Genomic DNA, 12359 nt, shown 5'->3' with positions numbered 1-12359 from the left:
CCTTCGCGCCACAAGCATTTGTGGTTATGGGTCCCGCCCTTCGCCGGGACGACATCGAATGTGTGGCGGGATGGCGGGGCAGCTAATGCTCGTCGTCCCGGACAAGCGAGCGTAGCGAGCGCGATCCGGGACCCATAACCACCGAAGGCTGTTGTGATGGCAGGCTGGGGCCCCAGCCTTTGCGCCGCAAATATTTGTGGTTATGGGTCCCGGCCTTCGCCGGAACGACGTTGAATGTGTGGCTGTAGGGCGGGACGGGCCTGGGCGGCTAGCTAACTACTCGTCGTCCCGGACAAGCGAAGCGCGATCCGGGACCCATAGCCACCGAAGGCCGTTGTTATGGCGAGCCGGGGCTCCAGCCGTCGCGCCGCAAATATTTGTGGTTGGGTCCCGGCCTTCGCCGGGACGACATCGAATGTGTGGCTGGATGGCGGGCAGCTAATGCTCGTCGTCCCGGGCAAGCGAGCACAGCGAAGCGCGATCCGGGACCCATAACCACCGATGGCCGTTGTTGTGGCAGGCTGGGGCTCCAGTCCTCGCGCCACAAGCATTTGTGGTTATGGGTCCCGGCTTTCGCCGGACGACATTGAATTTGCGGTGGCCGCGTCCATCAACCAACGCCCTACATCCGCATCACTGCCTGCCGGTCGATCTTGCCGGTGCCGGTCTTCGGCAGCTCGTCGATGAATTTGACCTCGCGCGGATATTTGTACGGCAACAGCCTTGTCTTGACGTAGTCCTGCAGCCGCCGCGTCGCTTCGGCTGTGTCGAAGCCGGCCTTGTTCATGACAACCACGGCGCGCAGCGTCATGCGCCGGTCCGGCAATTCGGCGGCGTAGACGGCGCATTCGCGGACGTCGGGGTGATCGGCGAGGCAGAGCTCGACCTCCAGCGGATAGACCCACTGGCCGGAGATCTTGATCAGATCGTCGGCGCGGCCGCGGAAGAAGTGGAAGCCGTCGCTGTCGCGCATGAAGCGGTCGCCGGTGTAGATCCAGCCGTCCTCGCGCACGGTCTCGGCGGTCTTGTCCGGCCGGTTCCAGTACAGCGGGGTCGCGGAATCGCCGCGCACCCACAGGATGCCTTCCTCATTGTCGCCGACCTCGCGGCCATCGCTGTCGCGCAGCATGATCTCGTAGCCGGGCACGCGCAGGCCGGCGGCGCCGAGCTTCTTTTGTTCCGCGCGGTTGCTGAGATAGACGTGCAGCACTTCGGTCGAGCCGAGGCCTTCGATGATCTCGAGCCCGGTGAGCCGCTTCCAGCCGTTGAAGACGTCGGCTGACAGCACTTCGGCGGCCGAGACCGCCATCCGCAGCGAGGAGAAATCGGCGGTGTCGGCACCTTCAGCCTTGGTCAGGGAGATGTAGAGCGTCGGCAGGCCGAAGAACACGGTCGGGCGATATTGCCCGATCGCCGCGAAGATCGCGGCCGGTTTCGGCTGGCCCGGCAGCAGCAGCGTCGCGGCGCCGACGGAAAATGGAAACGTGATCGAGTTGCCGAAACCGTAGGCGAAGAAGGTCTTCGGCACCGAGAAGCAGATGTCGCCTGGCGAAAGCTTCAGCACATTGCGGGCAAAGGCGCGCTCGCTATAGGCCATGTCGTGCTGCAGATGCACGATGCCCTTGGGCCGGCCGGTCGAGCCCGACGAATACATCCAGAACGCCATCTCGTTGCGGTGGGTGTCGGCCGCGTCGAGCTCGGTCGGAAATCCTTGCAGCCAGTCGCCGGCCTCGCGCGTTTCGGCAACCGCGTGATCACCGGCGGCGCCGTTGACCACCACCAGCGTACGCAGCGGCGTGTCCTTGCAGGCTTTCGCGTTGAAGCGCGCACAGAATTCCGCATCGGCGACGGCGACCTGCGCGCCTGCATCGGACAGATAGAATTGCAACAGATCCGGTGTAGTCAGCGTGTTGATCAGGAGCGGCACGAAGCCCGCGCGCACCGCGCCGAAAAACGCCGCCGGATAGGCCGGGGTGTCGTCGAGGAACAGCAGGACTCGGTCGCCGCGCTGCAGCCCGAGCGATCGGAAGGCGTGGCCCCAGCGTGCGGCCTCAGTGCAGAGCTCGCGATAAGTTCGCGTGCCGGCAGGGCCGGTCAGCGCAAGTCGCTCGGCGTTTCCGTTGGCGAGATTGTCGAACAGGATGCGGCTCGCATTGTAGCGCTCGGGGATCGTAAAGCCGATCTCGCGCGCACCGGGATTGTCCAGCGGAACGTGGTCGGCGATCCCGGTCATGATTGTCCCTTTGCGGCTGCGTAGCGGGCCATGAAGGCGGGCGACATCGCGCGCAGCCGCGCTTCGTCGATCCGGCCGGAGCGGGTGATGTAGCTGTAGGCGAAATCCATCAGGTCGAGCGTCATGTGCGCGGGAAAATGCTCATACCAGTCGGCGCTGGTCCGCGCCGCGGTGACGAGCTTCTTCACGATCGGCTTGCGCTCGCTCTCGTAGCGGGCAAGCGCGGCGCCAATGTCGCTCTCGCTCTCCAGCGCCTTGGTCAGCGCAATCGCATCCTCGATCGCAAGCCGCGTCCCGGAGCCGATCGAGAAATGCGCCGAATGCAGCGCATCGCCGATCAGCACCATGTTGCCGTGCGACCAGCGCTCGTTCCAGATCCACGGGAAATTGCGCCACACCGACTTGTTCGAGATCAGCCGGTGGCCGTCCAGCGTCGCGGCGAATACGTCTTCGCAGATCGCCTGCGATTGCTCGATGCTCTTGTCGGCGAAGCCGTAGGCCGCCCAGGTCGCCGCGTCGCATTCGACCAGGAAGGTGCTCATGTCCTTCGCATAGCGATAGTGATGGGCGTTGAAGCTGCCCCGTTCGGTGGCCACAAAGGTCTGCGACAGCGTCGCGAAGGTCTTCGTGGTGCCGTACCAGGCGAACTTGTTGGTGGAATGCGAGACCGATGCGCCGAACGCGGCCTCGAAGTCGCGGCGGACCATCGAGTTCAGCCCGTCGGCGGCAACGATCAGGTCGTAACCCCTGAGCTCGTCGACCGATTGCACCACGGTGTCGAAGCGCGGCGTGACGCCCGTGCTGCGGACGCGCTCCTGCAGGATCGTCAGCAGCGCCAGCCGGCCGATCGAGGAGAACCCGACGCCGTCGATCTCGACGCTCTCGCCGCGCAGATTGAGGGTGATGTTCTTCCAGCTCTCCATAAGCGGGGCGATGGCGTCGACCGTCTCGGGGTCATCGGCGCGCAGGAAGTCCAGCGCCTGTTCGGAGAACACCACGCCGAAGCCCCAGGTGGCGCCGGCCGCGTTCTGCTCGAACAGGTCGATCTCGGCGTCGGGATGACGCTTCTTCCAGAGATAGGCGAAATAGAGCCCGCCGGGCCCTCCGCCGATCACGGCGATCCGCAACGTCTGCCTCCCAGATTGACAGTGTACTTACAATTTGGGTCCAGACTAATCGCCCTCCGGCGGGAACGCCAGAGGGAAAATGCGTGCAGCGACTAGCCGCGTGGGGCCGAAGGGTTCAGTAGCAGCGGCGGGCCTTGACCCCGTCGACCCATACCCAGCGGCAGCCGGCGGCGACGGGTTTGCGGGCGACGACCGCGCCGTTGGGGCCGGCGCAGCCGGCGCGATAGACGCCGCGCGCGCAAACGACCGCGTTGGCATCGGAGGACTCAAAGGTCATCGTCGCGGCAAAGGACAGCGGGGCTGCGGCGATCAGCAATATTGAACGCATGAAATTCCTTCTCCCGGGTGAGGTATGCTTGGCCTGCAGGTGGCAACAAGGTGCTACGGCTCCGTGCCCGCAAATCGCCGGGCACCTGTCGTCTCACCGCCGGCGCGGCTATTTCTTTTCCGCTTCCGCCAGCACCTTCTTGCAGGCGGGCGCCAGCTTGTCGCTCTGCTTGGCGAGACAGGCGATGATGCGGCCGCCGCCGGGCGTCACGCTTTTGCAGAACTTCTCGTAGTCGCCCATGCAGGCGTCGCGTTGCGCGGTGGTCAGTTCCTGCGCGTAGACGGCGGTTGCGCCGCAAAGCAGCGCGGCGGTCAGGACGATACGCAGCATTGTTTGCTCCCTTCTCCGGTCTCTAGCGTGACAACACGATTACCGCGCCGCGAACGGCGCCAGCACGTCGCGGCACGCCGGCGACAGCGAGCCGGCATTGGCCGCGAGGCACTGCACGATCCGCCCGCCGCCCGGCTGGACGCCGCCACAGATCGAGCGGACGTCGGCGCCGCAGGCCGAGCGCAGCACGAACAGCTCTTCGCGCGGTCGCAGCGGCCGCAACGCGATCACGGCCGGCGCCGCGGCTGGTGCTGTCGTCGCTGCAGCGCCGGCGGCCGGCGCGGCGGCGCCGCCACCAGCGGCGGCCACGGCCTTCTCGCAGGCCGGCGAAAGCTTGCCCTTGTTCTTTTCGAGACACTGCAGCGCCGCCGCGCCGCCGGTCGGCACGCCCGCGCAAACCTTGGGATAATCGGAGCGGCATGCGCTGCGGATCGCGGAGATCTGCGTGTTGGACGGCGTCCCGGCCACCTTCGGCGCGGCGGCTTCGGTGGCGGGCTTGGCCGTTGCCGCGGGCGCAGCCTCGGTCTTGGCCGCCGCGGGCGCGGAGTCTGCCTTCGGTGCGGCAGCCGGAGCTTCGACGGCCTTCACCGCGCTGGCGCAGCCCGGTCCGAGGCTTACCATGTTCTTCTGCAGACATTGCAGCGAGGCTTCGCCGCCCGGCGGTACGCTTGAGCAATGGGCGATGTAGTCGTTGCGGCATTGCGACTTGATGGCGTCGCGCTGCGCCTGGGTCGGCGCCTGCGACAAGGCCGGTGCGGTGCTCATGAACGCTGCAAGCGCAAGACATGCGGACAGCTTCGTTGCTCGTGTCAACGCATTGATCATCTGAATTAATCCTCTGGTCGCGCCGGATGTCTCCGGCTCAACTGAACTGAGTTCTGAAAAAGTCTTGTTGTAGCAACCTCGGCGAGCGGCATCATTTTCGCTTTCGAGTTCCGCTGCAAGCGGATTGTTGCTATGGATGAAGCAGGCGGATTTTTTGCCCGTCACGAGATCTTTAAATTTAGTCATTTGAATCGAGGCTCGGACATGAGGCATGCGCGCGCGTCGGCACATTTCGGTCGGAGCAGTTTTGTGCGGCTGCGAAATGCACCGCTTGCGCGCATCGCGTTCGTCGTATCGGCCTTCGTCAGTTTAAGTGCCTGCGAGCAAAACAGTTTTGTTGCGCCGCCGCCGCCCAAGGTCGAGGTTGCGCCTCCGGTGCAGCGCGCCGTCACGCGTTATCTGGACGCCACCGGAAACACCGCGCCGATCCAGACCGTCGATCTGGTCGCGCGCGTGCAGGGCTTCCTGCAGGCGATCAACTATCAGGACGGCTCCTTCGTGAAGGCGGGGACCACGCTGTTCACGATCGAGCCGGAGACCTACAAGCTGAAGCTGGAACAGGCGCAGGCCGCAGAGGTCGGCGCGCAGGCGACGCTGAAGCAGGCCGAGCTCGACTTCAAGCGGCAGACCGATCTGGTGCAGCGGCAGGCGGTCTCGCAGGCGACCCTTGATACCTCGACCTCCACCCGGGACAACGCCCAGGCCAGCCTGCAGCAGGCCCAGGTCAACACCAGGATCGCGGCGGTCAACTACGGCTACACCAACGTGGCAGCGCCGTTCGACGGCATCGTCAGCAATCACCTGGTCTCGATCGGCGAGTTGGTCGGCGTGACGTCGCCGACGCAGCTTGCCACCATCGTGCAGCTCGATCCGATCTATGTGAATTTCAACGTCAACGAACAGGACGTGCAGCGCGTGCGGGATGAAGCGCGCCGTCGTGGTCTGTCGGTCAACGAGCTCAGGCAGTTGCCGGTCGAGGTCGGCCTGCAGACCGAGACCGGCTATCCGCACAAGGGCAAGCTTGATTACATCTCGCCGACCCTCAACCAGTCGACCGGCACGCTCGCGGTCCGCGGCGTGTTCGCAAATCCGGACCGCACTTTGCTGCCCGGCTTCTATGTCCGCGTTCGCGTGCCGTTCGACAAGCAGGACAACGCGCTGCTGGTGCCCGACGTCGCGATCGGCAGCGACCAGGCCGGCCGCTACGTGCTGGTCGTCAATGCCGAGAATGTGGTCGAGCAGCGCAAGGTGACGACCGGCCCGCTCGATGAGGGGCTGCGCGTCATCGAGAGCGGCCTGAAGCCGGATGACCGCATCGTGACTGCCGGATTGCTGCGCGCGATCCCCGGGCAGAAGGTCGATCCGCAGGTGCAGAAGGCCGACGCGGCGCCGACAGCCGCCAAATAGGACGCACGCGCCATGATCTCGAAATTCTTCATCGAGCGCCCGGTCCTTTCCAACGTCATCGCGATCCTGATGATCCTGATCGGCGGCGTGGCGCTGTACAATCTCGCGGTCGCGCAATATCCCGACGTGGTGCCGCCGACGGTGCAGGTGACGACGCGCTATCCCGGCGCCTCGGCCAAGACGGTGGTCGATACCGTGGCGCTGCCGATCGAGCAGCAGGTCAACGGCGTCGAGGACATGCTGTACATGCAGTCCTACAGCGGCGCCGACGGCACCTATACGCTGACGGTGACCTTCAAGATCGGCACCGATCTCAATTTCGCGCAGGTGCTGGTGCAGAACCGTGTCTCCAGCGCGTTGTCGCAGCTGCCGACCTCGGTGCAGAACCAGGGCGTCACGGTCCAGAAGCGGTCGACCTCGATCCTGCTGTTCGTGACGCTGACCTCGCCGAACAAGACCTATGACAGCCTGTTCCTGTCGAACTACGCCACCATCAACATCCGGGACGAGCTGTCGCGCCTTCCGGGCGTCGGCAACGTCACGGTGTTCGGCGCCGGGCAATATTCGATGCGGGTCTGGCTCGATCCGAACAAGCTGCAGGTGCGCGGGCTGGTGCCGCAGGACGTCATCCAGGCGATCCAGCAGCAGAGCCAGCAGGTCACCGCCGGCCAGGTCGGCGCGCCGCCGACGCCGGCGGGCCAGGCGTTCCAGTACACGCTGAACGTCAACGGCCGGCTCGACGACAAGAGCCAGTTCGAGGACATCATTGTCAAGACAGGCAATGTCGGCGACGTCACCAGGGTCCGCGACGTCGGCTGGGTCGAGCTCGGCGCGCAGACCTACAGCCAGATCTTCTCGCTGAACCAGAAGCCCGCGACCGGCATCGGCGTGTTCCAGTCGCCGGGCGCCAATGCCTTGCAGGTCGAGAAGGCCGTCGAGAAGAAGATGGCGGAGCTCGCCAGGCAGTTCCCGCAGGACATCAAATACGACACGCCGTTCGACACCACCAAATTCGTCAACGCCTCGATCGAGGAGGTCTACAAGACCCTGTTCGAGGCCGGCCTGCTGGTGCTGGTCGTGATCCTGGTCTTCCTGCAGGACTGGCGGGCGATGCTGGTGCCGGCAACCACCGTGCCGGTCACGATCATCGGCGCGTTCGCGGCCATGGCGGCGCTCGGCTTCACCATCAACCTGTCGACGCTGTTTGCGATCGTGCTGGCGATCGGCATCGTGGTCGACGACGCCATCGTCGTGGTCGAGGGCGCGGCGCACAATATCGAGCGCGGCATGTCGGGCCACGACGCCGCGATCAAGGCGATGGACGAATTGTTCGCGCCGATCGTCGGCATCACGCTGGTCTTGATCTCGGTGTTCCTGCCGGCGGCGTTCCTGCCCGGGCTGACCGGGCGGATGTACGCGCAATTCGCGCTGGTGATCGCCGCCACCGCGCTGCTCAGCGCCGTCAACGCCGCGACGCTGAAGCCGACACAATGCGCGCTATGGCTGCGTCCCCCCGCGCCGCCCGAGCAGCGCAATTTCTTCTATCGCGGCTTCAACGCGGTCTATGACCGGCTCGAGCGCGGCTACACTCGGCTGGTCAGCGGCATCGCCGGGCATGCCAAGACCTCGGTCGCCGTTGCGCTTGTCATCATCGGGCTTGCCGGCTACGGCCTGTCGCGGGTGCCGACCGGATTCATTCCGATCGAGGACCAAGGCTATCTGCTCGCCGCGGTGCAATTGCCCGACGGCGCGGCCCTCGACCGCACCCAGCACGTGCTCGACGAGGTCACCAGGATCGCCGGCAAGACGCCCGGCGTCGACCAGGTGGTCTCGATCGCCGGCATCTCGGCGCTCGACAATTCCTCGAGCCTCGCCAATGCCGGCGTCGCCTATCTGATCCTGAAGGACTGGGGCGCGCGCGGGCCGGGCGAGGATCTGCGCTCGCTGGTCTACGGGCTCAACGACAAGCTCGCGGTGATCCCGGAGGCGCGCATCCTGGTGATCCCGCCGCCGCCGATCCAGGGCATCGGCAACGCCGCCGGCTTTGCCATGCAGGTCGAGCTGCGCGACGGCAATGCCGACTACGGCAAGCTGCAGGCGGTCACCGGGGCGATCGTGGCCAATGCACAGACCCAGAGCGCGCTGCAGCGGGTCCAGTCGTCGTTCCGCTCGATGGTGCCGCAGTTCGACGTCGACGTCGATCGCATCAAGACGCAGACCCTGCATGTCACCCCCGACCAGATCTTCGCGGCGCTGTCGTCCTATCTCGGCGCCAGCTACGTCAACCAGTTCACCAAGTTCGGCCGCACCTTCCAGGTCTATACCCAGGCCGAGGCACAGTACCGCCTGAGCCTGCGCGACATCGAGAACATGATGGTGCGCAACAGCAACGGCGACATGATCCCGCTCGGCACGGTCGCCAAGATCACGCCCTCGATCGGACCGTCGCTGATCAGCCTCTACAACCTCTATCCGTCCGCCTCCATCATCGGGCTGCCGGCGCAGGGTTACTCGTCCGGCCAGTCGATGGCGCTGATGGAGGAGATCGCGGCCAAGACGCTGCCGCCCGGGTCGGGCTTCGAGTGGACGGCGATGTCGTACCAGGAGAAGGAGGTCGGCAGTCAGATCTACTACGTGTTCGCGCTGGCGCTGCTGCTGGTCTATCTCGTGCTCGCCGGGCAATATGAGAGCTGGTACGCGCCGATCTCGGTGATCCTGGCCGTGCCGCTGTCGCTGCTCGGCCCGACGCTGGTGCTGCTGAGCCTGAATATCGAGAACAACCTCTACACCCAGATCGGCACCATCTTGCTGATCGCGCTGTCGGCCAAGAACGCGATCCTGATCGTCGAGGTCGCGCTGGAACGTCATCTGCGCGACGGACGGTCGGTGCTGGATGCGGCGATCGACGCGGCACGCGCGAGATTCCGGCCGATCCTGATGACGTCGTTCGCCTTCATCCTCGGCGTGCTGCCGCTGGTGATCGCGACCGGCGCCGGCGCAAACGCCCGCAAGTCGATCGGCATCACCGTGTTCTCCGGCATGATCGCCTCGACCTGCCTCGCCGTGCTGTTCGTGCCGGCGTTCTTCGTCGTGGTGCAGAGTTTTGAGAACTGGCGCAAGGCGAAGAAAGGCAAGACGGCGCCGCAAGCCGCTCCACGGGCGTCGGGCACGGCGCATTAGGTCTGCGCATTCAAACCTATCACCGTGCCCTTGAGAGGCCGTGAATGGATGACTCTCGATGACGCAACATACTCGATGTCGTCCCGGCCTAGTGCGCAATTGCGCACGGGAGCCGGGACCCCATAGCCACCGAAGGTCATTGTTGCACGACGCTGGGGCCACAGCTTTCTAACGACTCAACCCTGTGGTTATGGGTCCCGGCTTTCGCCGGGACGACGAGGGGAGAGATTGCGCTGCATCCCCGTCACCCTGAGGAGGCCGCGAAGCGGCCGTCTCGAAGGGGCGACGGCCACCAGCCGGGCCGTGCATCCTTCGAGACGCGCTACGCGCTCCTCCAGCGACAAAGGCGAAGCATTTGCGCGGGGATGACGGGTTCGGAGATGTTCCCCGCCTACACCTTCACCATGCGCTTGCCGCGATTTTCGCCGGCCAAGAGCCCGATCAGCGCCTGCGGCGTGTTCTCGAGGCCGTCGATCACGTCCTCCTGCACCTTGAGCTTGCCCGAGGCGACCCAGGACTGCAGGTCGGCGAGTGCGGCGTCGCGCTGGTCCATGTAGTCCATCACGATGAAGCCCTGCATGATCAGCCGCTTCACCACGATCAGGCCGGGCACGCCGCGCGGGCCGTGCGCGGAGAGGACGCCGTCATATTGCGAGATCGCGCCGCAGCAGGCGATGCGGCCGCGATTGTTCATCTGCGCCAGGCAGGCTTCCAGAATGTCGCCGCCGACATTGTCGAAATAGACGTCGATGCCCTTGGGCGCCGCCGCGCGCAGCGCCTTGTAGGTCGCGCCGTCCTTGTAGTCGACCGCGGCGTCGAAGCCGAGCTCGCTGGTCAGCCAATGGCACTTGTCCTTGCCGCCGGCGATGCCGACGACGCGGCAGCCCTTGATCCTGGCGATCTGGCCGACGATCGAGCCGACCGAGCCCGCGGCCGCCGACACCACCACGGTCTCGCCTTCCCTGGGCTTGCCGACGTGGAGCAGGCCGAAATAGGCGGTCAGGCCGGCAACGCCGTAGACGCTGAGCAGATGCGTCATCGGCTCGAGCTTCGGCATCTTTGCCAGGTGCTTGGCGGGCACGGCGGCATAATCCTGCCAGCCGGTGTCGCCGAACACGATGTCGCCGGGCTTCAGGCTAGAATCCTTCGACGAGATCACCTCGGCGATGCTGCCGCCGGCCATCACGGTGTTGGCTTCCACCGCAGCGCGGTACGTGGCGCCGTGCATCCAGGCGCGGTTGGCGGCATCGAGCGAGATGTAGCGCGTCCGCACCAGCGCCTCGCCGTCCTTCGGCGTGGGGATCGTCCCCGTGGTCAGACGAAAATGCTCGGGGCCAAGCTTGCCGGTCGGCTTTTCGACAAGCAGGATCTGGCGATTGACGGTGTCGTTCATTGGTGGTGTCTCCCCCTTTTGCCTTCGCTTTGCCTTCCCTTGGCGTTGGTCGTTTCGCATGCAATTGACTGCGAGGCGCGCAGCGCCTTGCACAGATTGTGCGCTGCATGAACGCTAGTCCGCGCGCTGGCATTCCACAACGGGAACGTTTCGGCAAAGTCGCGCTGGACGCGAAGCGTGTTGCGTAGCTGCGTAAATCTGCCACACTTGCCCTCCGCCGGGAACTTACGGGGGTAAAAGAATGTCCAGCAGGTTTACGCAGTATATCCTGATTGCGATGGTCCTTGGCATCGCGATGGGGACGATTGTCTTCAACTACTTTCCTGACAGCCGTGCCGAGATCGCAGCAGACGTCAACCTGATCGCGATGCTGTTCCTGCGTCTGATCAAGATGATCATCGCGCCGCTGGTTTTCGCGACCCTCGTCGGCGGCATCGCCCATATGGGAAGCGGCGCCAAGCTCGGCCGCATCTTTGCCAAGACCATGGGCTGGTTCGTCTCCGCCTCCTTCGTCTCGCTGCTGCTCGGCCTCGTGATGGTCAACCTGCTGCAGCCCGGCGCCAACTTCCCCGGCACGCTGCCCGACAAGGCGCAGTCGACCGGGCTGCCGGTGTCGGCGTTCTCGATCGAAAAATTCCTCACCCATCTGATCCCGACCTCGATCGCGGACGCAATGGCGCAGAACGAGATTCTGCAGATCGTCGTGTTCGCGGTGTTCTTCGCGGTCGCGCTCGGTGCGATGCCTGAACGGGCCAAGCCGATCATGAGCCTGATCGACGACCTCGCGCACATCATGCTCAAGGTCACCGGCTATGTGATGCTGTTCGCGCCGCTCGCGGTGTGGGCCGCGATCATGGCGACCGTCTCGAAGAACGGCCTCGGCGTGCTTTGGAAGCTCATCGTCTTCATGGGCGGATTCTATCTCTCGCTCCTGATCCTGTGGGGCATCCTGGTCGTCGTCGGGTTCATCGTGATCGGGCCGCGCTACAGCCATCTTTTGCGGCTGATCCGCGAGCCGCTGATGATCGCGTTCTCGACCGCCTCGTCGGAGGCGGCCTATCCGAAGACGCTGGAGGGGCTGAACAGGTTCGGCGCCTCCTCGCGCATCTCGGCCTTCGTGCTGCCGCTCGGCTATTCCTTCAACCTCGACGGCACGATGATGTACTGCACCTTCGCGAGCATCTTCATCGCGCAGACCTACCATATCGAGATGTCGCTCGGCACGCAGCTCGCGATGCTGGCGACGCTGATGATCACCTCCAAGGGCGTCGCCGGCGTGCCGCGCGCGTCGCTGGTGGTGATCGCCTCGACGCTGGCGCAGTTCAACATCCCCGAGGCGGGCCTGCTGATGATCATGGGCATCGACACCTTCCTCGACATGGGCCGCAGCGCCACCAACGTGATCGGCAACTCGCTGGCGACCGCCGTGGTCGCGAAGTGGGAGGGTGAGTTGAAGCCCGAGCACGAGCTCGGGCCAGACGACGCGGTGCCGCAGGATGCGGTGCCCGGCGCCGTGATGGCCGGCCATTGACGGGA

General features: G+C 65.2%; 9 protein-coding genes. 3 read left to right on the top strand and 6 right to left on the bottom strand.

All coding sequences use genetic code 11. From position 1 onward, the window contains the following. Positions 1–622: 622 nt before the first annotated feature. From Q2M23_RS33435 to Q2M23_RS33415, 5 genes are all read right to left on the bottom strand, one after another. Complete coding sequence (locus tag Q2M23_RS33435) at positions 623–2233, bottom strand: benzoate-CoA ligase family protein (RefSeq protein WP_410469803.1); 1611 nt, start codon at positions 2231–2233, stop codon at positions 623–625. Beyond that, entirely contained in the window at positions 2230–3360 is a 1131-nt protein-coding gene (locus tag Q2M23_RS33430) for an FAD-dependent monooxygenase (protein ID WP_316398334.1), read from the bottom strand. Before Q2M23_RS33430 ends, Q2M23_RS33435 begins: the two co-directional genes overlap by 4 nt. Positions 3361–3475: 115 nt before the next feature. Then, the gene (locus Q2M23_RS33425; RefSeq protein WP_316398333.1) at positions 3476–3688 is read right to left on the bottom strand and encodes a hypothetical protein; all 213 of its coding nucleotides are present in this window, start codon (positions 3686–3688) and stop codon (positions 3476–3478) included. A 108-nt stretch (positions 3689–3796) separates the two neighbouring features. Continuing rightward, on the bottom strand, positions 3797–4018 hold the full coding sequence (locus Q2M23_RS33420; protein ID WP_028336261.1) for a cysteine rich repeat-containing protein: 222 nt from the start codon (positions 4016–4018) through the stop codon (positions 3797–3799). Positions 4019–4057: 39 nt separating this feature from the next. Next, positions 4058–4843 carry a cysteine rich repeat-containing protein gene (locus tag Q2M23_RS33415; RefSeq protein WP_316398332.1) on the bottom strand — a complete coding sequence of 262 codons (786 nt, stop codon included), beginning with the start codon at positions 4841–4843 and terminating at the stop codon, positions 4058–4060. A 249-nt stretch (positions 4844–5092) separates the two neighbouring features. Between Q2M23_RS33415 and Q2M23_RS33410 the strand changes: the two genes are divergently transcribed. Both Q2M23_RS33410 and Q2M23_RS33405 read left to right on the top strand, forming a co-directional pair. Further along, positions 5093–6250, top strand: coding sequence for an efflux RND transporter periplasmic adaptor subunit (locus Q2M23_RS33410; RefSeq protein ID WP_316398331.1), 1158 nt, complete (start codon positions 5093–5095; stop codon positions 6248–6250). Positions 6251–6262: 12 nt separating this feature from the next. After that, positions 6263–9430: an efflux RND transporter permease subunit gene (locus Q2M23_RS33405; RefSeq protein WP_253588203.1), complete on the top strand. Its 3168-nt coding sequence runs from the start codon at positions 6263–6265 to the stop codon at positions 9428–9430. 391 nt (positions 9431–9821) lie between these two features. Here the strand turns inward: Q2M23_RS33405 and Q2M23_RS33400 are convergent, their stop codons facing one another. Continuing rightward, on the bottom strand, positions 9822–10823 hold the full coding sequence (locus tag Q2M23_RS33400; protein WP_316398330.1) for an NADP-dependent oxidoreductase: 1002 nt from the start codon (positions 10821–10823) through the stop codon (positions 9822–9824). Between the two features lie 241 nt (positions 10824–11064). Here Q2M23_RS33400 and Q2M23_RS33395 point away from each other — a divergent pair, with 241 nt between their 5' ends. After that, positions 11065–12354 (top strand): dicarboxylate/amino acid:cation symporter, encoded by a 1290-nt coding sequence (locus Q2M23_RS33395; protein WP_057020131.1) that lies wholly within the window; start codon positions 11065–11067, stop codon positions 12352–12354. Positions 12355–12359: the final 5 nt, after the last annotated feature.

Source organism: Bradyrhizobium sp. 33ap4, assembly GCF_032654765.1.
In the GTDB taxonomy this organism is placed as follows: Bacteria; Pseudomonadota; Alphaproteobacteria; order Rhizobiales; family Xanthobacteraceae; genus Bradyrhizobium; species Bradyrhizobium australafricanum.
This window is presented reverse-complemented; position numbering and strand designations above follow the sequence as displayed.